16 protein-coding genes and 1 pseudogene are annotated in these 21,054 nt (G+C 71.3%); 11 read left to right on the top strand and 6 right to left on the bottom strand.

The window, feature by feature from the left end; translation table 11 throughout:
- Positions 1-41 precede the first annotated feature (41 nt).
- Together ABZV38_RS07150 and ABZV38_RS07155 are read left to right on the top strand one after the other, a co-directional pair.
- Positions 42-1,223 carry an acyl-CoA dehydrogenase family protein gene (locus ABZV38_RS07150; protein WP_356325411.1) on the top strand — a complete coding sequence of 394 codons (1,182 nt, stop codon included), beginning with the start codon at positions 42-44 and terminating at the stop codon, positions 1,221-1,223.
- Positions 1,223-2,230, top strand: a complete 1,008-nt coding sequence (locus tag ABZV38_RS07155) for an acyl-CoA dehydrogenase family protein (RefSeq protein ID WP_356325413.1) — start codon at positions 1,223-1,225, stop codon at positions 2,228-2,230. Before ABZV38_RS07150 ends, ABZV38_RS07155 begins: the two co-directional genes overlap by 1 nt.
- Positions 2,231-2,337: 107 nt before the next feature.
- Here the strand turns inward: ABZV38_RS07155 and ABZV38_RS07160 are convergent, their stop codons facing one another.
- Positions 2,338-2,841 carry a pyridoxamine 5'-phosphate oxidase family protein gene (locus ABZV38_RS07160; protein ID WP_356325415.1) on the bottom strand — a complete coding sequence of 168 codons (504 nt, stop codon included), beginning with the start codon at positions 2,839-2,841 and terminating at the stop codon, positions 2,338-2,340.
- A gap of 161 nt (positions 2,842-3,002) precedes the next feature.
- Between ABZV38_RS07160 and ABZV38_RS07165 the strand changes: the two genes are divergently transcribed.
- Positions 3,003-3,290 (top strand): hypothetical protein, encoded by a 288-nt coding sequence (locus tag ABZV38_RS07165; protein ID WP_356325418.1) that lies wholly within the window; start codon positions 3,003-3,005, stop codon positions 3,288-3,290.
- A gap of 6 nt (positions 3,291-3,296) precedes the next feature.
- Here ABZV38_RS07165 and ABZV38_RS07170 read toward each other — a convergent pair whose 3' ends face one another.
- Both ABZV38_RS07170 and ABZV38_RS07175 read right to left on the bottom strand, forming a co-directional pair.
- Positions 3,297-3,860: a HutD family protein gene (locus ABZV38_RS07170; protein ID WP_356325420.1), complete on the bottom strand. Its 564-nt coding sequence runs from the start codon at positions 3,858-3,860 to the stop codon at positions 3,297-3,299.
- Positions 3,857-4,282 (bottom strand): annotated as a pseudogene (locus tag ABZV38_RS07175) (VWA domain-containing protein); the annotation flags it as partial. The pseudogene ABZV38_RS07175 and the gene ABZV38_RS07170, both read right to left, overlap by 4 nt.
- A 218-nt stretch (positions 4,283-4,500) precedes the next feature.
- On the opposite strand from ABZV38_RS07175, the gene ABZV38_RS07180 reads away from it, so the two are divergent.
- The gene (locus ABZV38_RS07180) at positions 4,501-5,436 is read left to right on the top strand and encodes a rhomboid family intramembrane serine protease (RefSeq protein WP_356325422.1); all 936 of its coding nucleotides are present in this window, start codon (positions 4,501-4,503) and stop codon (positions 5,434-5,436) included.
- Between the two features lie 174 nt (positions 5,437-5,610).
- Here ABZV38_RS07180 and ABZV38_RS07185 read toward each other — a convergent pair whose 3' ends face one another.
- The 3 genes from ABZV38_RS07185 to ABZV38_RS07195 form a co-directional block, all read right to left on the bottom strand.
- Complete coding sequence (locus ABZV38_RS07185; RefSeq protein WP_356325424.1) at positions 5,611-7,071, bottom strand: glutamate synthase subunit beta; 1,461 nt, start codon at positions 7,069-7,071, stop codon at positions 5,611-5,613.
- Entirely contained in the window at positions 7,064-11,623 is a 4,560-nt protein-coding gene (gltB, locus tag ABZV38_RS07190; protein ID WP_356325426.1) for a glutamate synthase large subunit, read from the bottom strand. The genes ABZV38_RS07185 and gltB overlap by 8 nt, the downstream gene beginning before the upstream one ends.
- 384 nt (positions 11,624-12,007) lie before the next feature.
- The gene (locus tag ABZV38_RS07195; protein WP_356325428.1) at positions 12,008-12,742 is read right to left on the bottom strand and encodes a VIT1/CCC1 transporter family protein; all 735 of its coding nucleotides are present in this window, start codon (positions 12,740-12,742) and stop codon (positions 12,008-12,010) included.
- 263 nt (positions 12,743-13,005) lie between these two features.
- Between ABZV38_RS07195 and ABZV38_RS07200 the strand changes: the two genes are divergently transcribed.
- The 7 genes from ABZV38_RS07200 (at position 13,006) to ABZV38_RS07230 (ending at position 20,933) form a co-directional block, all read left to right on the top strand.
- On the top strand, positions 13,006-14,301 hold the full coding sequence (locus tag ABZV38_RS07200; RefSeq protein ID WP_356325430.1) for an ADP-ribosylglycohydrolase family protein: 1,296 nt from the start codon (positions 13,006-13,008) through the stop codon (positions 14,299-14,301).
- Between the two features lie 62 nt (positions 14,302-14,363).
- Complete coding sequence (locus ABZV38_RS07205; protein WP_356325645.1) at positions 14,364-15,551, top strand: ADP-ribosylglycohydrolase family protein; 1,188 nt, start codon at positions 14,364-14,366, stop codon at positions 15,549-15,551.
- Positions 15,505-16,680 (top strand): ADP-ribosylglycohydrolase family protein, encoded by a 1,176-nt coding sequence (locus tag ABZV38_RS07210; protein ID WP_356325432.1) that lies wholly within the window; start codon positions 15,505-15,507, stop codon positions 16,678-16,680. The genes ABZV38_RS07205 and ABZV38_RS07210 overlap by 47 nt, the downstream gene beginning before the upstream one ends.
- The gene (locus ABZV38_RS07215; RefSeq protein WP_356325435.1) at positions 16,677-18,041 is read left to right on the top strand and encodes an ADP-ribosylglycohydrolase family protein; all 1,365 of its coding nucleotides are present in this window, start codon (positions 16,677-16,679) and stop codon (positions 18,039-18,041) included. The genes ABZV38_RS07210 and ABZV38_RS07215 overlap by 4 nt, the downstream gene beginning before the upstream one ends.
- Positions 18,038-18,922 (top strand): ribokinase, encoded by an 885-nt coding sequence (rbsK, locus tag ABZV38_RS07220; RefSeq protein ID WP_356325437.1) that lies wholly within the window; start codon positions 18,038-18,040, stop codon positions 18,920-18,922. Before ABZV38_RS07215 ends, rbsK begins: the two co-directional genes overlap by 4 nt.
- Positions 18,919-20,118 carry a CoA transferase gene (locus ABZV38_RS07225; protein ID WP_356325439.1) on the top strand — a complete coding sequence of 400 codons (1,200 nt, stop codon included), beginning with the start codon at positions 18,919-18,921 and terminating at the stop codon, positions 20,116-20,118. The genes rbsK and ABZV38_RS07225 overlap by 4 nt, the downstream gene beginning before the upstream one ends.
- Positions 20,115-20,933 carry a CoA ester lyase gene (locus ABZV38_RS07230; protein WP_356325441.1) on the top strand — a complete coding sequence of 273 codons (819 nt, stop codon included), beginning with the start codon at positions 20,115-20,117 and terminating at the stop codon, positions 20,931-20,933. Before ABZV38_RS07225 ends, ABZV38_RS07230 begins: the two co-directional genes overlap by 4 nt.
- The last annotated feature ends 121 nt before the right edge of the window (positions 20,934-21,054 follow it).

The following is a 21,054-nucleotide window of genomic DNA, read 5'->3' on the forward strand; positions in this document are numbered from 1 at the left end:
TTAGGGAAGCTGCCGATGACGACAGACAGGGCGGGCGTCCGATGGATCTGACCTTCACCCCCGATCAGGACGCGTTCCGGGCCGAGGCCCGGCAGTGGCTCCGGGCCCATGTGCCTGCCGAACCGCTGCCCTCCCTGGAGACAGCGGAAGGTTTTGCCGCGCACCGGGAGTGGGAGGCGCGGCTGTACGCGGACCGCTGGTCGGTCGTCTCCTGGCCGTCCGTGTACGGCGGCCGGGGTGTCGACATCGTCAAGTGGCTGATCTTCGAGGAGGAGTACTACGCGGCGGACGGCCCCGGCCGGGTCTCGCAGAACGGCATCAACCTGCTCGCCCCGACACTCTTCGACCACGCGACGGACGAGCAGCGCGCCCGGGTCCTGCCTCCGATGGCCGGCGGCGAGGTGGTCTGGGCACAGGCCTGGTCCGAGCCGGAGTCGGGCTCGGACCTGGCGTCGCTTCGGTCGCGCGCGGTGCGCACGGACGGCGGCTGGCTGCTGTCCGGCCAGAAGACCTGGTCGTCCCGGGCCGCGTTCGCTGACCGGGCGTTCGGGATCTTCCGTACGGACCCCGGGGCAGCTAGGCCGCACCACGGGCTGACCTATCTGATGTTCGACCTGTCGGCACCGGGGGTCTCGGTCCGGCCGATCGGACGGCTCGATGGCAAACCGGCCTTCGCCGAACTCTTCCTGGACGAGGTGTTCGTACCGGACGAGGACGTCATCGGCGAGCCGGGCCAGGGCTGGCGTATCGCCATGTCGGCCACGGGCAACGAGCGCGGGCTGACCCTGCGCTCGCCCGGCCGCTTCCTGGCCGCCGCGGACCGGCTGGCCGAGCTGTGGCGTACGCACGGGGACCCGTCGGACACGGCGATGCGGGACCGGGTCGCGGACGCGGTGATCGGGGCGCGTGCGTACCAGCTGTTCACGTACGCCAGTGCGTCGCGCTTCGCGGCGGGCGAAAGGGGTCACCCCGCTCGGACGGAGCCGGGAGCGGGGGGCATCGGCGCCGAGTCGAGTCTGAACAAGGTGTTCTGGTCGGAGTACGACATCGCGCTGCACGAGACGGCGCTCGATCTGCTCGGCCCGGACGGCGAACTCGCGGAGGGCGAGTGGGCGCAGGGATACGTCTTCTCCCTCGCGGGCCCGATCTACGCCGGCACGAACGAGATCCAGCGGGACATCATCGCCGAGCGGCTGCTCGGCCTGCCGAAGGGACGGCGCTGATGCGATTCCTCCTCGACGACGAGCAGCGGGAGTTCGCCCGCTCGCTGGACGCGATGCTGTCGGCCGCGGACACGCCCGCGGCCGTACGGGCATGGGGCGCCGGGGACCACCGCCCGGGGCAGGCACTGTGGGCGCGGCTCGCGGAGGCGGGTGTGTTCGCGCTCGCCGTACCGCAGGCGTACGAGGGTGTCGGTCCGCTTCCGGTGGAACTCGCGGTGGCCTTCCTTGGGCTGGGGCGGCACGCGGTGCCGGGGCCGGTGGTGGAGACGGTGGCGGCGGCGGTGCTGCTGAGCGGGGTGGGGGGCCCGGTGGCGAAGGAGTGGCTGCCCCGGATGGCGTCGGGGGCGGTGTCGGCGACGCTCCTGCTGGACGACGGGGCGTTCGCGCTGGACGCGGACGCGGTGGACGCGGTGTTCGCGGTGTCGGGGGACGAGCTGCGGCTCGCGTCCGGATACGGCCCGCTCCGCGCGTCGTCCGACCCGGCGCGGCGGCTGTTCCGGGTCGATCCGGGCGGGCAGCTGCTCGCCTCGGGGCCGCGGGTGGTGGAGGCGGCCGGTGCGGCGGCGGACTGGGCGGCGTTCGCAACGGCGGCGCAGGCGCTCGGGACGGGCGAGGCGCTGCTGCGGGCCACGGTCGCGTATGTGAAGCAGCGCACCCAGTTCGGGGTGGCGATCGGGTCGTTCCAGGCGGTCAAGCATCGGCTGGCGGACACGCTGATCGGCCTGGAGTTCGCCCGTCCGCTGCTGTACGGGGCTGCGGCGGCGCTCGCCGAGGGGGCGCCGCGCGCGGGAGCGGATGTCGCGGCGGCGAAGGTCGCGGCGGGCGAAGCGGCGTACGCGGTGGCGCGGGCGGCGCTGCAGTTGCATGGGGCGGTGGGGTATACGGAGGAGCTGGATCTGTCGGTGTGGATGCGGAAGGCTGGGCCGCTGCGGGATGCCTGGGGGGTCCGGGGGGACTGTCGGGGGCGGGTCGTGACCGCGGGCACTCGGTGGGTGCTCCGTCCTTGATCCCCCCATGGCCCGAAGGGCATGGAGGGACCATCTCGACAGGCTCGATTTCCCCGCTCGGCGGACTCGACGTGGCCGGGCCGGCGGCCCCGCCCGGCCCGGTCGTTTCAGGCCGCTTCGTGCGGGGGGCTGTCGTCGTTTCCGCGGTGGAGCGTGCGCAGGGGGGTGCCCGGGCGCCATGTCTGGACGATCAGTTCCTCGTCCTGCAGCCCCGTGCGGACCACCTCCGTCAGTTCCGTGCGGAACAGGTGGAAGGGCTCCGGTGGCTTCGCCTCCGCGATGAAGCGGGCCAGGACGTCGGGGTCGGTCTCCTCCACCGCGCGGCCGGAGACCCGGACGTCGGCGTCGGCCATCGTGTCGTCCGGTCCGGGGTTGGCCTGCACGGCGAACCGTGGATCGCGCCGCAGGTCCAGCGCCTTGCGCGAGTTCGGCATCATGCCGAGCCACAGCTCACCGAAGCGGAAGTCCACTTCCAGTCCGGTCACACGCGGCGAGCCGTCCTTGCGAAGGGTAGCCAGGACGTGGTGCTTGTACAGCCCGAAGCGGGCCTGAACGGTCTCGGCGAAGTCCGGCTCCGCCGACTGGAACGCTGCCCAGGAAATCGATGTCATGACTCCATCGAACCCTTGAAACCCGACATCTTCTGTCCGGTTTTTTGGGCGGCCACCCGATCGGATGCCGTCCTGCGTCGATCGTGTTCTGCTGGACGAGGCACTGGCCGTCAGCGTGGCGGCGGGGAGGGACTGATCCCGCGAACCCGAGGTGATTGACGATGGCGATCTTCGTGCATGCCACTCTGCCGGGCGTCACGGCCGACCAGTACGACGCTCTCAACAGGGAGCTTCAGGCACTGCCCGGAGACACCTTCGCCGGCTGCCTGTCGCAGGTCTGCACATTGACCGATTCGGGCGTGGAGCTTTTCGACCTGTGGGAGTCCCCGGAGGCTGTGGAGAAGTTCGGCACCGTGATGCTGCCGGTCGCCGAGAAACTGGGGCTGCCCATGACATTCGGACCGCCGAGGATGTCGCAGGCGCACACCTACTGGCTTTCCGGCGCGTGACCGCAGCTACCTGGCGGACAGTGTGACCAGGAGCGCCCAGCCCTGGGTCCGGAGCACCCCGGACGATGCGCCGTCCGCCACCACCGCGTCATAGCAGTCGAGTTCGATGTCCTGGCTGTCGAGCACCGCACCGTCCTCCAGCGCGACGGCCAGGACCGTACCGCCCTGCGGCGCCAGCAGCCGGAGGGTGCCGCGTACGACCGCGACCTCCGCCGTCGTACGTTCTCTGCGGTACATCACATTGAGGTTCACGACGGGACCGCCGAACAGCCGGCCGCCCGTCTCCAGGTCCCCGGGGAAGTCGTACGGCCAGTACGGCTCGTCGACGATGTGGTGTTCTCCGCCCACCATCAGATCCATCCCGGCGCCCTCGACCACCGTCAGCGTGCGGTCGACGCCAGGGAACGAGGAGAACGGTCCGTCCGCGGACACATCGGCGAGACTGACCCGCCAGTCGAAGTCGTCCAGCGGCGCGCCCTCGGGGGACGCGGCGATCTCCCGGGTGACTCCCCCGCCGTTCTTCCAGGGCACGGCCGTGCGGTCGGCCGCCCTCAGCACGCGTAGTGTCACTTGACGATCCTCTGTGCTCGAGCCGCGGCCAGCCAGAGCGGGAACTCGGCGACGAGCCGGTCGTACAGCTCGGCGTCCGGGACCTGCCGCGGGTCGAGTCCGGCGTGGAAGAAGCCTGCGTTGTCGACGGGACGCTGGGCGGGTACGGCCAGTTCGTCGAGCTTGTACAGGAAATTGAACTGCGAACTGCGCTGGTTGCCGAAGCCGATGAACTGCCAGAACATCGGCAGCTTCGCCGCCTTGCACAGATAGCGCTCGGCCGCCATTTTGTTGATCGGGCCGCCGTCGGTCTGGAAGACGACGAGCGCGGGCGCGGTCGAGCCACTGTCGATGCTTGTAGTACTCCTTCGTGACTCCGCTCCCCCACCTGTAGGGAGGGGGGCTTCCAACCCGAGGGTTGCGGTCCAGCCCGAACCGATCCCTTGCGGGATACCCGGAAACTACCACAAACCAGGGAAGTGCTTCCCCCACTGGCTGGGGCCGGCGGTTCCCTCGCCAGGAGAGGCGGATTCTCCGTTCCTCAACGTCTCGGAACCCCGAGCGTAGGCCACCCGAGTATGCCCCGGGCGGGCGGCGTTCGCTATCTTGATCTGCCGCCCCCACCGGCCCTCGTGACCGCCCACCAGTGAAGGAGCCGGCCATGGAGGCCGCCGTCACCACGTGCTATCGCCATCCGTCGTACGAGACATATGTGCGCTGCACCCGCTGCGACCGCTACATCTGCCCCGACTGCATGCGTGAGGCAGCTGTCGGGCACCACTGCGTGGAGTGCGTGAAGGAGGGACAGCGCTCGATCCGGCAGGCGCGCACGGTCTTCGGCGGCGCGGTGCCGAGGACGGGGGTGCCCGTCGTGACGTACGTACTGATGGGCCTGAACATACTGGCGTATCTGGGCGAGCTGATCCGTCCGGAGATCGTCGACCGGTTCGGGATGCTCGGCGCGGGTCTGAACGGTTCCGACGGCAGTCAGTACGTGTACGAGAGCGGGAACATACCCGGGTTCGACGCGGTCGGTGTGGTGGACGGCGAGTGGTACCGGCTGCTGACCGGGGCCTTCCTTCATCTTCCGCCGGACGAGTCGTCGTTCGGTTCCCTGCCGTTCGGGGTGCTGCACATCCTCTTCAACATGTACGGGCTCTGGAATCTGGGCCGGGTCGTCGAAGGACAGCTGGGCCGGGGGCGTTATCTCGCGCTGTATCTGCTGTCCGCGCTGGGCGGTTCGGTGCTGGTGTATCTGGTCGCGCCAGACACCGTCACGGTGGGCGCCTCGGGGGCGATCTTCGGTCTGGCGGCGGCGTTCTACGTCATCAACCGGCGGCTGGGCCGGGACATGCAGGCGGTCAACCGGTTCCTGGCCGGATTCCTGATCTGGATGCTGATCTCCGCCGGGTTCACCTCGTGGCAGGGACACCTGGGCGGGCTCCTGACGGGTGGCCTCGTCATGGCCGTGCTCGCCTACGCGCCGGCGAAGCGCCGTACCGCCGTGCAGATCGCCGCATGCGGGGTGCTGTTCGTGGTGCTGGTCGCCCTGGTGGTCCTCAAGACGTCGCAGCTGACCGGTGGCGCAGTGGCGTGAGCCGTCCGGCAACGCGGTGATCACCACCGGGATCCGCCCCGCCCGGACAGCCGGTACGGGGCGTCCCCGGACGCGCCACGGCGCCTGCCGAATCGTCCGGTCGGGGACGGGCAGGCGCCGCGTTCAGTTCCGTACGCCGTTGTACGGGACGTCTGTTGGTGGTGCTGGTGGTGCTCAGACCGTCAGGGAACGGTCCGTCGGGCGGATCGGGGCCGGCAGTGCGCTGGCCCCGGTCAGGAAGCGGTCCACACCGCGCGCCGCGGAGCGGCCCTCGGCGATGGCCCACACGATGAGGGACTGGCCGCGGCCCGCGTCACCGGCGACGAAGACACCGTCGACGTTGGTGGCGTAGTCCGCGTCACGCGCGACATTGCCGCGACCGTCGAGCTCCACACCGAACTGCTGGACGAGGCCGTTGGCCTGGTCGATGCCGGTGAAGCCCATGGCGAGCGTGACCAGCTGCGCCGGGATCCGCCGCTCGGTGCCGGGCTTCTGCTCCAGCTTGCCGTCCTTGAACTCCACCTCGACGAGGTGCAGCGCCTGGACGTTGCCGTCCTCGTCGCCCTCGAAGTGGGTGGTGGAGACGGAGTAGACCCGCTCGCCGCCCTCCTCGTGCGCCGAGGTGACCTTGTACAGCATCGGGAAGGTCGGCCAGGGCTGGTTGGCGTTCCGCTCCTCGCCCGGCTTCGGCATGATCTCCAGCTGGGTGACGGAGGCCGCACCCTGCCGGTGGGCGGTGCCGACGCAGTCGGCCCCGGTGTCGCCGCCGCCGATGACGACGACGTGCTTGCCCTCGGCGGAGATCGGGGAGACCGTCAGGTCGCCCTCCTGCACCTTGTTCGCGAGCGGCAGGTACTCCATCGCGAAGTGCACGCCGTTCAGCTCGCGGCCCGGGACGGGCAGGTCGCGGGAGACGGTGGCACCGGCGGCGATGACGACCGCGTCGTACCGGCGGCGGAGCTTGGCGGCGTCGATGTCCTTGCCGATCTCCACCTCCGTACGGAACTTGGTGCCTTCCGCGCGCATCTGCTCGATGCGGCGGTTGATGTGCGACTTCTCCATCTTGAACTCGGGGATGCCGTACCGGAGAAGGCCGCCGATGCGGTCCGCGCGCTCATAGACAGCGACCGTGTGACCGGCCCGGGTCAGCTGCTGGGCGGCGGCGAGACCCGCCGGGCCCGAGCCGATGACCGCGACGGTCTTGCCGGAGAGGCGCTCGGGCGGCTGCGGGGTGACGTCGCCGCTGTCCCACGCCTTGTCGATGATCGAGACTTCGACGTTCTTGATGGTGACGGCCGGCTGGTTGATGCCGAGGACGCACGCCGACTCGCACGGAGCGGGGCACAGGCGGCCCGTGAACTCCGGGAAGTTGTTCGTCGCGTGCAGGCGCTCGGACGCGGCCGTCCAGTCCTCGCGGTAGGCGTAGTCGTTCCACTCGGGGATGAGGTTCCCCAGCGGACAGCCGTTGTGGCAGAACGGGATGCCGCAGTCCATGCAGCGGCCGGCCTGCTTGCTGATGATCGGGAGCAGCGAGCCCGGAACGTAGACCTCGTTCCAGTCCTTGACGCGCTCGCCCGCGGGGCGGGTCTCGGCGACCTCGCGCCCGGTGGTCAGGAAGCCCTTGGGGTCAGCCATTGGTCGCCGCCTCCATCATCTTCTCGGTGGTCTCCTGCTCGGAGAGACCGGCGAGCTCAGCGGCGTCCTTGGCGGCGAGCACTGCCTTGTAGGTGGACGGGATGATCTTGCTGAAGCGGGCCACCGCGGTGTCCCACTCGGCAAGCAGCTTCTCGGCGACGGTGGAGCCTGTCTCCTCCTGGTGGCGGCGCACGACGTCGTGCAGCCACCGCTTGTCGGTGTCGGAGAGTTCCTCGATCGCACCGAGGTTGCCGACGTTGACGTTGTCGCGGTCCAGGTCGACGACGTACGCGACACCGCCCGACATACCGGCGGCGAAGTTGCGTCCGGTCTCGCCGAGGACGACGGCGCGGCCACCGGTCATGTACTCGCAGCCGTGGTCGCCCACGCCTTCCGAGACGACGGTCGCGCCGGAGTTGCGGACGCAGAACCGCTCACCGGTGCGGCCGCGCAGGAACAGCTCGCCACCGGTCGCGCCGTAGGCGATGGTGTTGCCCGCGATGGTGGAGTACTCGGCGAGGTGGTCGGCGCCGCGGTCCGGGCGGACGATGACGCGGCCGCCGGAGAGGCCCTTGCCGACGTAGTCGTTGGCGTCGCCCTCCAGGCGCAGCGTCACACCGCTCGGCACGAACGCGCCGAACGACTGGCCGGCGGAGCCGGTGAAGGTGATGTCGATGGTGTCCTGCGGCAGACCGGCACCGCCGAACTTCTTCGTCACCTCGTGGCCGAGCATCGTGCCGACGGTCCGGTTGATGTTCCGGATCGCGATCTGGGCCCGGACCGGCTGGGCGTCCTCGGCGCTGTCCGCGTTCAGGGCGTCGGCGGCGAGCTTGATCAGCTCGTTGTCGAGGGCCTTGGCGAGACCGTGGTCCTGCTCGATCTGCTGGTGGCGGACCGCGCCTTCGGGCAGCTCCGGGACGTAGAACAGGGGCTGCAGGTCGAGGCCCTGCGCCTTCCAGTGCGTGATCGCACGGTCGGTGTCCAGCAGCTCGGCGTGGCCGACGGCCTCTTCGATCGTACGGAAGCCGAGCTCGGCGAGGATCTCGCGGACTTCCTGGGCGATGAACTCGAAGAAGTTGACGACGTACTCGGCCTTGCCGGAGAACCGGTCGCGCAGGACGGGGTTCTGGGTGGCGATGCCGACCGGGCAGGTGTCGAGGTGGCAGACGCGCATCATGACGCAGCCGGAGACGACGAGCGGCGCGGTCGCGAAACCGAACTCCTCGGCGCCCAGCAGCGCGGCGATGACGACGTCGCGGCCGGTCTTCAGCTGGCCGTCGGTCTGCACGACGATGCGGTCGCGCAGGCCGTTGAGCAGCAGGGTCTGCTGGGTCTCGGCGAGGCCGAGCTCCCAGGGGCCGCCCGCGTGCTTCAGCGAGGTGAGCGGGGAGGCGCCCGTTCCGCCGTCGTGGCCGGAGATCAGGACGACGTCCGCGTGCGCCTTGGAGACACCCGCGGCGACGGTGCCGACGCCGACCTCGGAGACCAGCTTCACATGGATGCGGGCCGCGGGGTTGGCGTTCTTGAGGTCGTGGATCAGCTGAGCCAGGTCCTCGATGGAGTAGATGTCGTGGTGCGGCGGCGGGGAGATCAGACCGACACCCGGGGTGGAGTGCCGGGTCTTGGCGACCCACGGGTAGACCTTGTGGCCGGGCAGCTGGCCGCCCTCGCCGGGCTTGGCGCCCTGCGCCATCTTGATCTGGATGTCGTCCGCGTTGACCAGGTACTCGCTGGTCACACCGAAGCGGCCGGAGGCGACCTGCTTGATGGACGAGCGGCGCGCCGGGTCGTGGAGCCGGTCGGCGTCCTCGCCGCCCTCACCGGTGTTGGACTTGCCGCCCAGCTGGTTCATGGCGATGGCGAGGGTCTCGTGCGCCTCGCGGGAGATCGAGCCGTACGACATGGCGCCGGTGGAGAACCGCTTGACGATGTCGGAGACGGACTCGACCTCGTCGACCGGGATCGCCTCGCGGTCCGACTTGAAGCCGAACAGGCCGCGGAGCGTCATCAGGCGCTCGGACTGCTCGTTCACCCGGTCCGTGTACTTCTTGAAGATGTCGTACCGGCGGTTGCGGGTGGCGTGCTGGAGGCGGAAGACCGTCTCCGGGTCGAACAGGTGCGGCTCGCCTTCGCGGCGCCACTGGTACTCGCCACCGATCTCCAGCGCGCGGTGCGAGGCGGAGATGCCGGAGGCGGGGTAGCCCTTGGCGTGCCGGGCGGCGACCTCCTTGGCGACGACGTCGAGTCCGGCGCCGCCGATCTTGGTCGCGGTGCCGTTGAAGTACTTCGCGACGAAGGCCTCGTCCAGGCCGACGGCCTCGAAGACCTGGGCGCCGCGGTAGGAGGCGACGGTCGAGATGCCCATCTTGGACATGACCTTCAGGACGCCCTTGCCGAGCGCGTAGATCAGGTTCCGGATGGCCTGCTCGGGCTCGATGCCCTCGATGAACGTGCCGGCCCGGACCAGGTCCTCGACGGACTCCATCGCCAGGTACGGGTTGACCGCGGCGGCGCCGTAACCGATCAGCAGCGCGACGTGGTGGACCTCGCGGACGTCCCCGGCCTCGACCAGCAGACCCACCTGGGTGCGCTGCTTGGTACGGATGAGGTGGTGGTGGACGGCCGAGGTGAGCAGCAGCGACGGGATCGGTGCGTGCTCGGCGTCGGAGTGCCGGTCGGACAGGACGATCAGGCGGGCGCCGTCCTCTATGGCGGCGTCGACCTCGGTACAGATCTGCTCGATCCGGGCAGCGAGGGCCTCACCGCTGCCGCTGACCCGGTAGAGACCGGAGAGCGTGGCGGCCTTCATGCCCGGCATGTCGCCGTCGGCATTGATGTGTATCAGCTTGGCCAGCTCGTCGTTGTCGATCACCGGGAACGGCAGCGTCACGCTGCGGCACGACGCGGCGGTCGGCTCCAGCAGGTTGCCCTGCGGGCCCAGCGTGGAGCGCAGCGAGGTGACGAGCTCCTCGCGGATGGCGTCCAGCGGCGGGTTGGTGACCTGCGCGAACAGCTGGGTGAAGTAGTCGAAGAGCAGCCGGGGGCGCTCGGACAGGGCCGCGATCGGCGAGTCCGTGCCCATGGAGCCGAGCGGCTCGCCGGCGGTGCGGGCCATCGGTGCGAGGATGACGCGGAGCTCTTCCTCGGTGTAGCCGAAGGTCTGCTGGCGGCGGGTGACGGAGGCGTGCGTGTGCACGATGTGCTCGCGCTCGGGGAGATCCTCCAGCTCGATCTCGCCGGTCTCCAGCCACTCCTGGTACGGCTGCTCGGCGGCGAGGCCCGCCTTGATCTCGTCGTCCTCGATGATGCGGCCCTCGGCAGTGTCGACGAGGAACATCTTGCCGGGCTGGAGGCGGCCCTTGCGGACGACCTTCTCGGGGGCGATGTCCAGGACACCGACCTCGGAGGAGAGGACGACGAGGCCGTCGTCGGTGACCCAGTAGCGGCCGGGGCGCAGACCGTTGCGGTCGAGGACCGCGCCGACCTGGGTGCCGTCGGTGAAGGTGACGCACGCCGGGCCGTCCCAGGGCTCCATCATCGTGGAGTGGTACTGGTAGAAGGCGCGCCGGGCCGGGTCCATCGAGTCGTGGTTCTCCCACGCCTCGGGGACCATCATCAGCACCGAGTGCGGCAGCGAGCGGCCACCGAGGTGGAGCAGCTCCAGGACCTCGTCGAAGGAGGCGGAGTCGGAGGCGTCCGGGGTGCAGACGGGGAAGATCCGGTCCAGCTGCTCCGTACCGAAGAGGCTCGACGCGAGCTGGGACTCGCGGGCCTTCATCCAGTTGCGGTTGCCCTTGACCGTGTTGATCTCACCGTTGTGCGCGACGAAGCGGTACGGGTGGGCGAGCGGCCAGCTCGGGAATGTGTTCGTGGAGAAGCGCGAGTGGACCAGCGCGACCGTGGTGGCGAGACGGCGGTCGGAGAGGTCCGGGAAGAACGGCTCCAGCTGCCCCGTGGTGAGCATGCCCTTGTAGACGATCGTGCGGGCGGAGAGCGAGGGGAAGTACACCCCGGCCTCACGCTCGGCGCGCTTGCGCAGCACGAAGGCCTTGCGGTCGAGCACGATGCCGGTGCTCCCGCCGTCCGCGACGAAGAGCTGGCGGAACTCGGGCATGGTGGCGCGGGCGCCGCTGCCGAGGAGGTCGGGGCTGACCGGGACCTCACGCCAGCCGAGAACCTTCAGGCCTTCCTCGGCGGCGATCTTCTCGAGCTTCTGGACGGCCTCGGTGGAGTCGTCCGCGGGCAGGAAGGCGATTCCGACGGCGTAGCCACCGGCCTCCGGGAGGTCGAAGGGGACCTCTGCGCGAAGGAAGGCGTCCGGCACCTGGAGCAGGATTCCGGCGCCGTCGCCCGAGTCGGGCTCGGATCCGGTGGCGCCGCGGTGCTCGAGGTTGCGCAGTACGGTCAGCGCCTGCTCGACCAGCTCATGGCTGGCCACACCGGTCAGAGTGGCCACGAACCCGACACCACAGGCGTCGTGCTCGTTACGGGGGTCGTACATCCCCTGCTGGGCGGGGCGACCGTCCATGGGCGACCAGGCGTCGGAACGCATCGGCTCTCCCGTCGTCGTCGTGGCATATGCAGTGCCGAGGGACGACGTTGGCCCTCTGCGAAATTTCGTGCAGGTTACATGATGGGCCGCTTCTCAAGAAGCGGATAGCCCGTTCCAACATGCGGACACCGCATGGAGCGGTGGAGCGGGTCGCAGTCGGAGGATCGGCGCCCGGGGACCACAGAGAGCAGGCGTCGTTGCCTGCGGTGTCTACGGCTCATGCCCACTGGTAAAGGAAACGAAACCGCGGGGTAACGGCTACTTATGTGCAGCCCTGCATAGGGACTCATTTTACTTCCGCAGGGGTGGTTCCGCCCAGTGGCAGCGACCAAGACGTACGTCACACGGATTGCAGGCAGGTTGCGAGCGGCGGCGCGGGCGCGATCAGCTGCCGACGGCCACACCGAAGAGTGTGCCCAGACCGTACGTGATCGCGGCGGCCGTCCCGCCGAGCACCAGCTGCCGCAGCCCGCTGAACCACCAGCTGCGGGCAGTCACCCTCGCCACCACCGCCCCGCAGCCGAAGAGGCCGATCAGCGCGAGCAGCACCGCGGGCCACATCGCGCTCGCACCGAGCAGATACGGCAGTACGGGCATCAGCGCGCCCATCGCGAAAGCGCCGAACGACGAGACGGCAGCGACGAGCGGCGAGGGCAGATCGCCCGGGTCGATGCCGAGCTCCTCGCGGGCGTGTATCTCCAGCGCCTGCTCGGGGTCGCGGGACAGCTGCCGCGCGACCTCGCGGGCGAGCCCGGGGTCGACGCCGCGGGACTCGTAGAGCGCGGCGAGCTCTTCCATCTCGTCCATCGGATGCTTGCGCAACTCACGCCGCTCGACGTCGAGTTCGGCCTGGACGAGCTCGCGCTGCGAGGCCACGGAGGTGTATTCGCCGGCCGCCATGGAGAACGCACCGGCGGCCAGGCCCGCCAGACCGGTGATCACAAGCGTCTGCTGGGAGACCGCGCCACCCGCGACGCCGGTCATCAGCGCCAGGTTCGAGACCAGCCCGTCCATCGCACCGAAGACCGCCGGACGCAGCCAGCCGCCGTTCACATCACGGTGGGTGTGGTTGTCGCGGTGCGCCTCGTGCAGTACGGCGTCGGTCTCGATGATGGACACAGCTCTCCCTTTCTCCGGCAGCGGGATCTGCTCGTCCCACCCCCGCTCAACACGACCGAAAATACGCACGAAAGTGATCCCCCGCCAGCAAGCCAGGCCGTACTTACCTGCCCTCTGACCAGGTAAGTACGGCCTGCCTTACGAAGGGGATCCCGTCATCCGAGTGGCCCTTTTGTTGCGTTTATCGGCCTCTGTCGGGGCTCCGCGTGGCACAGATCGGACAGGTACGAGAACTGGCTCGGTACGAGCGAAGGGTCGACGCGATGGAGCTGATTGCAGGCAATCCGGCAGAACCGCGCACGGGCGGGGGCATGGCGGAGGCAGCCCGGAACGACGTACCCCGCCTCGACGTGAGCACCGGCAGCCCCGACGACCCCGGCCGCCCAGATCGGGCCGACCGGGCCAGGGGCGCGCTCCTAGGCCTGGCCGTGGGCGATGCGCTGGGCGCGCCCGCGGAGAACCTGCGTCCGTCCGAGATCCGCCGTCGCTGGGGCCGGATCGAAGGCTTCGTCAGCGACGACCCGGCCGGTACCGACGACACGGAGTACGCCATCTTCTCCGGACTGCTGCTTGCCCGGCACGGCTCGGCGCTGACCGTCACCCAGGTCGAGCGGGCCTGGCATCTGTGGATCGCCGACCTGGACGAGGGGCCGTTCCGCGGCGCCGGCTTCAGTGAGCGCGGCACCCTGGAGAACCTGCGCCGGGGCCTCGCCGCCCCGATCTCCGCCCAGCACCGGCACGCCTGGAGCGACGGACTCGCGATGCGCGCGGCCCCGTTCGGCGTCTTCGCCGCAGGCCGGCCCGCGGAGGCCGCGCGCCTGGTCGCGATCGACGGGCAGGTCAGCCACGACGGGGAGGGCATCTACGGCGGCCAGGCGGTGGCGGCCGGGGTGGCCGCCGCGATGGCGGGAGCGGGGGTCACGTCCGTGATCGCGGCGGCCCTGTCCGTCGTACCGATGGACTCCTGGACCGCGCGCTCGCTGCGGCGGGCGGTGACGGCCGCGCAGCACAAGCACCCCGACCGCCTCACGAGGGAACGCGCGGTGCGCTCCGCGGTGGTGGTCGGCGGCTACCCGTGGACGGACCTGGCACCGGAGGCGGTGGGACTGGCCTTCGGTGCGTTCGCGGCGGCGCGCGGCGACTTCCGTACGGCCGTACTGACAGCGGTCAACATGGGCCGCGACGCGGACACAACGGCAGCGGTGGCGGGAGCGCTGGCCGGCGCACTGGGCGGGGTATCCGCGATTCCCCGGAACTGGGGGCAGGCGATCGGCCCGGTCCGAGGCAGCTGCCTGCCGTCGATGCGGGGGTACCACGTCCTCGACATCGCCGAGTTGCTCACACCGGACGAGACGGATGAGACGGACGGCGCCGGGGGCTGCGAGGACGGCAGGGACAACGGGGCCGGCCGCCCCGAAGGGACCGGCAGGTCCCTCGAGGATGGCGGCACCCCTGGCAGCACCCACCCCCCGGCTGCCGCAGCCCGGCGCACCGCCGCACCCGCCGACGCACCGTCGGCTCCGTCCGCCGCGGGCGGGCCCGCGGCGGTGGTGTCATGACTACCGCGCGGGACACCCAGCCCCACCCGGAGAACCGTTCCGCTCTGCCCCATCACCGGCCCCTGCCCGGGCGCCGGGCCCGGATCGAGGGGCTGCTGCTCGGGCTGGCCTCCGGGGACGCCGCCGGGTGGCCCGCGGCGCGTCACCGGGCGGCCCGGATGCCCGAGTGGACGCGTCGGCTCACCCGGGAGCTCGACACCTTCGCCGAGCAGAACGCCACCACCACCCTCCCCGTGCCCATCGCACTCAACCAGCCGCCCGAGCCACTGCGACTCGGTCCCTCCGACGACGCCGAGTGGGCCGCGTTCGCCGCCGGGACCGTGCTCGCTTCGGCGGCCGGTCCGCTGCAGGGCCTCTCCCCCGACCGCCGGATGCGGGCCGCCATCGATGTCGCGTGGAACGCGCTGGCCGCCGAGGTCGCCGCGGCCGCCGCGCGGGCGCCCGAGGTCGAGTCGGCGGTTCTCCCGCTGCGCGCCCGGATCTCGGTCCGGGCCGGGCTCGGCAATCTCGCCGCCGGTCTGCGGCCACCCGCCACCGGCCACGACAACCCGCACTACTTCGACGACGCGGCCTGTGTGCGGGCTGCCGTGCTGGCGATCGTCCACCCCGGCCGACCCCGGGCCGCCGCCGAACTCGCCGAGTTCGATGCCCGATACACCCAGGACGGCGACGGTGTGCACGGGGCGCGCGCGATGGCCGCCGCGATCGCCGAGGCACTGGACGGAGCCGATGTCGACACCGCGGTGAACGCCGCGCTCGCGCAGCTCCCCGAGGGCACCGAGATCGCCCGTAACGCCGCTCACGCCGTCCGGATCGCCCGCGACTTCGTCGGTGAGGCAGCCGGCGCCTTCGCGCTCGTACCCGTGCTGGAGCATCAGATCGTCGACCATGTCTACAGCTACGGGATCGCCGCGGCCGAGACCGTACCGGTCGCCCTGGCCCTGGCCACCGCGGCCCGCGGCGAGATCGCCCAGGCCATTCCCGCGGCGGCCTGCCTGTCGCGGGTCGCGGACTCGGCGCCCGCCCTGGCCGGCGCGCTGACCGGTGCGCTCGGCGGCATCGCCGCCGTCCCGGACGGCTGGCGCGAGGCCTGCCGCACTCTCGCGGGATGCGCGCTGCCTCGTCTCGCGGGCACCGATCTCATCGAACTCGCCGGGCTGCTGACAGACACCGAACCAGCCCCTTCGGGTAGACAATTCCGACATGACGCCGATTCAGAACAAAACACCCACCGCGCTCGGTCTCGATGAGCGGATCACCGGCGCCCTCGTCGGCGCCGCCGTCGGTGACGCGCTCGGCGGCCCGGTCGAAGGCCGGCCCCCCGAGCAGATCGTCGAGCGCCACGGCGGCCGGATCACCGGCATCGTGGGCCCGTGGGACGGCGAGGACTGGCGCACCGCCCGCCCCATCGCCCCATACCACAAGGGCGACGGTCACGTCACCGACGACACCTTGATGACCCATGCGCTGGTACGGGTGTACGGCACCGTACGGGACCATCTCGACGCGTACTGCGTCGCCGACCATCTCGTACCGGAGCTGATCTCGGCTCCCCGCTGGATCCCGGAGCTGGAGGCCGAGGCGCTGCCGCTGCAGCGGATCTTCCTCGCCGAGAAATGGATCGTTGCCCGGCTGCACTACGGCCATGTCGACCCGCGCGAGGCGGGCTCCGGGAACATCGTGAACTGCGGGGCGGCGATGTACATGGCGCCGGTCGGCCTGGTGAACGCCGCCCATCCGCAAGCCGCGTACGCCGAGGCGCTGGATGTCGCGGGCGCCCACCAGTCGTCCTACGGGAGGGAGGCTGCCGGAGTCTTCGCGGCGGCCGTCGCGGCCGCCTGCGCGCCGGATGCGACGCCCGCCGCCGTCGTCGACGCCTGTCTGTCGCTCGCCAAGGACGGGACACGGGCCGCCATCGAAGCGGTCTGTGAAGTGGCCGTACGGTACCGGGACTTCGAGACGGCACTGACACCGCTGCGTACCGCCGTCGCCCCCTTCGACACCGTCGGGCCCGACTACCGCGCACCGTCCCTCGGCGCCCGCCGCCCGTCCCGGCTGCACGCCATCGAGGAGCTCCCGATCGCCCTCGGGATGCTGCTCGTCGCGGACGGCGACTACCGGCACGCGGTGCTCGGCTCGGTCAACTACGGCCGGGACTGCGACTCGATCGCCACGATGAGCGGTGCGCTCGCGGGCGCGCTGCACGGCGAGGCGGCGATCCCCGCCACCTGGGTGAAATCGGTCGCCGAGGCCAGCCGGCTCGATCTGCACGCACCGGCGCGGACACTGACGGACGTCGCCCGCGAGGTGTTCGTACGGGACACCGCCCGGCGGCGTACGCACGAGGCGGCCTTCGCGACGCTGGCAGGTACGCCGTGACCGTGCGGGTCACCTGGGTGCAGCCGGAGGATCTGATCGGGCACGAACTGCGCCAGGCGGCCGAGGACGGCCGGGACGCGCGGGACATCGAGCTCCGCTGGTACGCGGCGGGCGGCGCCCCCGCCCCGGAGCGCGCGGGCGCGTCGAAGCCCCCCGCACCACCCGCACTGCGCGCACTCGCCGAGCGGCTGCTCGACGAACTCGCACTGCTCGACTCGCCGTCGGCCGTTGACGAGCCGACGGATCTGGCCGCGATCCGGGCGGCCTGCCCGCACTGGCCGACGCCGCGCGCGGACCCTCCATCGGCCGGCCGGGCCCGGCTGGAGGCTGCCTGGCTGGGCCGCGCCGCCGGCTGTCTGCTCGGCAAGCCCGTCGAGAAGCTGCCCCTCGCGGGGATCCGCGCACTGGCTCGCGCCACCGGGAACTGGCCGCTCGCGACCTGGTTCACCGCGAGGGGCCTGCCCGCCGGCCTGACCGCCAGGTACCCCTGGAACCGTCGCTCCGCACCCACCTCGCTCGCCGAGAACATCGACGGGATGCCGGAGGACGACGACCTCAATTACCCGCTCCTGACCCTGCTGTTGATCCAGCGGCACGGACCGTCCTTCTCCACCGCCGATCTCGCCCGGCTCTGGCTCGACGAACTCCCCGCGGGCCGCACCTTCACCGCCGAGCGGGTGGCGTACCGCAATCTGCTCGACGGCATCGAACCGCCGGGGACCGCCCGGCACCGCAACCCGTTCCGGGAGTGGATCGGCGCCCAGATCCGCGCCGATGTGCACGGCTGGACGCACCCCGGCGATCCGGCGGCCGCCGCCCAGCAGGCCTACCGGGACGCGGTCCTCACCCACACCGGCAACGGGGTGTACGGGGCGATGTTCACCGCCGCCGCGCTCGCCGAGGCGGCCGGCGGCGGAACCGATGTACACGGCTGCCTCGCGACCGGGCTTCGCGTCGTTCCGCCGCGCTCGCGGTTCGCGCACGCGGTCCGCACCGGGATCGACACGGCCCGCGGCGAGCGGGACTTCGACGCGGTCGCCGACCGGCTGCACGCCGGGCTCGGCGCATACCACTGGGTCCATGTGCTGCCCAACGCCGCGCTGCTCGCCGCCGCCCTCACCCACGCCGACGGCGACTTCTCCGGCTCCATCTGCCGGGCGGTGTCCGGTGGTTGGGACACGGACTCGAACGGTGCGACCGCCGGTTCACTGGCAGGTCTGCTGGCCGGCCGGCCCGACGCGCTGCCCGACCGGTGGACCACTCCCCTCAAGAACCGTCTCGCCACATCCGTCCCCGGTTTCGACTCCATCGGCTTCGACGCACTCGCTGAACTGACCTACCAGGAGGCACTCCGCCCATGACCGGCATCGCGGTGCTCGGCAGCACCAATATGGATCTCGTCGCCTACGTCGCACGGGCCCCGGAGCGCGGGGAGACCGTCACCGGAAGGGAGTTCCGCACCATCCCCGGCGGCAAGGGCGCCAACCAGGCGGTCGCCGCCGCCCGCGCGGGCGGCGACGTGCTGATGATCGGCGCGGTGGGCGACGACGCGTACGGGGTGCGGCTCCGGGCCGAACTGGAGCACGCGGGCATCGACACCGACCTGCTGCACACCGCCGAGGGCCACAGCGGCACGGCACACATCGTCGTCGACGACGCGGGCGGCAATGCCATCGTGGTGATCCCCGGCGCCAATGGCACCGTCCACACGCTCGGCCCCGGCGAGATGGCCGCCATCGCGGGCGCCGACCTGCTGCTTCTCCAGCTGGAACTGCCCCTGTCGGCCGTGATCGAAGGGGCCCGGGCGGCCCACGCGCAGGGCGTACGGACGATCCTCACCCCCTCCCCCGTCCAACCCCTGCCGGACGAGCTCTTCGACACCGTCGACCTGTTGATCCCCAACGAGCACGAGGCGGCCTCACTCTCCGGCAAAACCGAACCCCACGCGGCGGCCGAGATCCTGCTCCGGCACGTCCCCGAGGTCGTCATCACCCTCGGTTCGAAAGGCTGCCTGTACGCGGCCCGGGGCAGCGAAACGGTCCACTTCCCCGCCCCGGAGGTGACCGCTGTCGACACCACCGGCGCCGGGGACACCTTCGTCGGCGCGCTCGCCGTGGCCCTCGGCGAAGGACGGGCCGTACCGGAGGCCCTGGCCTGGGCGTCGGTGGCTGCGGCGCTCTGCGTACAGAAGCCCGGCGCCTCGACCTCCATGCCGTACCGCAGCGAGATCGACGCCGCATGACCGCGCCCACGGAAGCACCCCTCTCCGGTCTGCGGGTCCTCGACCTCGCCACGCTCTTCGCGGGCCCCCTCGCGGCCACCATGCTCGGCGACTTCGGCGCCGAGGTGATCAAGGTCGAGCATCCACGCAAACCCGACCCGTCGCGTGGCCACGGTCCGACGAAGGACGGCATCGGCCTGTGGTGGAAGCTGCTGGGCCGCAACAAACGCAATCTCACCCTCGACCTCGCCGCTCCCGGCGGCCGCGACGTCCTCCTCCGGCTGGCGGCCTCCAGTGATGTGATCATCGAGAACTTCCGGCCGGGGACGCTGGAGCGGTGGGGCATCGGCTGGGAGGAGCTGCACACCGTCAACCCGCGGCTGGTGCTGACCCGGGTCACCGGCTTCGGTCAGTTCGGTCCGTACGCGCACCGCCCCGGCTTCGGCACACTCGCCGAGGCGATGAGCGGATTCGCCGCGATCACCGGAGAGCCGGACGGGCCGCCGACCCTGCCGCCCTTCGGCCTGGCCGACTCGATCGCGGCGCTCGCCACCGCGTACGCCGTGATGGCGGCGCTGGCCGGGCGGGACCGCACCGGGGAGGGCCAGGTCGTCGACATGGCGATCATCGAGCCGATTCTCACCGTGCTCGGCCCGCAGCCGCTCTGGTACGACCAGCTCGGCTACGTCCAGGAACGCACCGGCAACCGCTCGCGCAACAACGCCCCCCGCAATACGTACCGCACGTCGGACGGCCAGTGGGTGGCCGTCTCCACCTCCGCCCAGTCCATCGCCGAACGCGTGATGCGGCTGGTCGGCCGGGCGGAGCTGATCGACGAGCCGTGGTTCGCCTCCGGCACCACCCGCGCCGAACACGCCGACGAACTCGACGAGGCGGTCGGCCACTGGATCGCCCGGCACACCCGCGAGGAGGCGATCTCCGCGTTCGAGAAGGCGGAGGCGGCCATCGCGCCCATCCACGACATCCGGGACGTGATGGAGGACCCGCAGTACCGGGCCCTGGACTCCGTCACCGAGGTCCCCGACCCCGAACTGGGCCCGCTCCGGATGCAGAACGTCCTCTTCCGGCTCTCCCGGACGCCGGGCTCGATCCGCTGGGCGGGCCGTCCGCACGGCGCGGACACCGAGGAGATCCTGACCGGGCTCGGTCTGTCAGGACCGGACATTGCCGCGCTACGGGCGGAAGGCGCCCTGTGACCACGGCCGAAGGGGTGTATCTGACGTGGCTGTACGTTCCCGGGGACCGGCCGGACGTGGTGCGCAAGGCACGCGGCTCGGGCGCGGACGTGGTGATCGTCGACCTGGAGGACGCGGTCGCACCGGACCGCAAGGAGTACGCCCGGTCCGCCACCGCCGAACTCCTCACCGAACCGGCCGCCGACACGGCCGCGCCGGTGCATGTCCGGGTCCACACCGAGGCCGACGTCCTGGCCCTGGCCGGGCTGCCGGGCCTCGCCGAACTGCGCCTGCCGAAGATCACGCACGCCGCGACCGTCCACCACATCGCGGCGCTCGCCCCCGGCGTCGCGCTCTGTCCGCTGCTGGAGTCGGCACTCGGCATCGAGCACGCGTACACGGTCGCGGCCTCCCACCCCCAGGTCCGCTCGATCGCCCTCGGCGAGACCGATCTCCGGGCCGATCTGGGGGTACGGGACGACCGGGGCCTCGACTGGTCACGCAGCCGGGTGGTGGTGGCCGCCCGCGCGGCCGGCCTCGCCCCGCCGACCCAGTCGGTGTTCCCGGACGTACGGGACCTGGACGGCCTGCGGCACTCCTGCGCGCACGGCCGCGCGCTGGGGTTCATCGGCCGGGCGGCGATCCACCCCCGGCAGCTACCCGTGATCGAGCGGGCGTTCCGGCCCACGACGGAGGAGATCGACTCGGCCCAGGAAATCGTGGCGGCAGCCCTCACGGAGGCAGGCGCACTGGCACTGCCGGACGGCCGTTTCGTGGACGCGGCAGTAGTGGCAGCGGCCCGCCGGACGCTTGCCCTGGCAGAACGGGTGGGGTGACGACGGAAATCCCCGCCCCTCCGCCGGCTGAGGAGCGGGAGCCGGATCAACCGGCGATCGCGGGGCGCAGGCCAATCCACCCGGCGACAGCCGGGCGCAGGCCAAACCCAGCCCGCGACAG

This window comes from Streptomyces sp. NPDC005181 (assembly GCF_040608395.1).
Lineage (GTDB): Bacteria > Actinomycetota > Actinomycetes > Streptomycetales > Streptomycetaceae > Streptomyces.

Bases quoted from the DNA above. Each gene is read 5' to 3' on its own strand.
- ABZV38_RS07150 (WP_356325411.1), top strand. From the start codon at position 42: ATGGATCTGACCTTCACCCCCGATCAGGACGCGTTCCGGGCCGAGGCC.
- ABZV38_RS07155 (WP_356325413.1), top strand. From the start codon at position 1,223: ATGCGATTCCTCCTCGACGACGAGCAGCGGGAGTTCGCCCGCTCGCTG.
- ABZV38_RS07160 (WP_356325415.1), bottom strand. From the start codon at position 2,841: ATGACATCGATTTCCTGGGCAGCGTTCCAGTCGGCGGAGCCGGACTTC.
- ABZV38_RS07165 (WP_356325418.1), top strand. From the start codon at position 3,003: ATGGCGATCTTCGTGCATGCCACTCTGCCGGGCGTCACGGCCGACCAG.
- ABZV38_RS07180 (WP_356325422.1), top strand. From the start codon at position 4,501: ATGGAGGCCGCCGTCACCACGTGCTATCGCCATCCGTCGTACGAGACA.
- ABZV38_RS07185 (WP_356325424.1), bottom strand. From the start codon at position 7,071: ATGGCTGACCCCAAGGGCTTCCTGACCACCGGGCGCGAGGTCGCCGAG.
- gltB (WP_356325426.1), bottom strand. From the start codon at position 11,623: ATGCGTTCCGACGCCTGGTCGCCCATGGACGGTCGCCCCGCCCAGCAG.
- ABZV38_RS07200 (WP_356325430.1), top strand. From the start codon at position 13,006: ATGGAGCTGATTGCAGGCAATCCGGCAGAACCGCGCACGGGCGGGGGC.
- ABZV38_RS07210 (WP_356325432.1), top strand. From the start codon at position 15,505: ATGACGCCGATTCAGAACAAAACACCCACCGCGCTCGGTCTCGATGAG.
- rbsK (WP_356325437.1), top strand. From the start codon at position 18,038: ATGACCGGCATCGCGGTGCTCGGCAGCACCAATATGGATCTCGTCGCC.
- ABZV38_RS07225 (WP_356325439.1), top strand. From the start codon at position 18,919: ATGACCGCGCCCACGGAAGCACCCCTCTCCGGTCTGCGGGTCCTCGAC.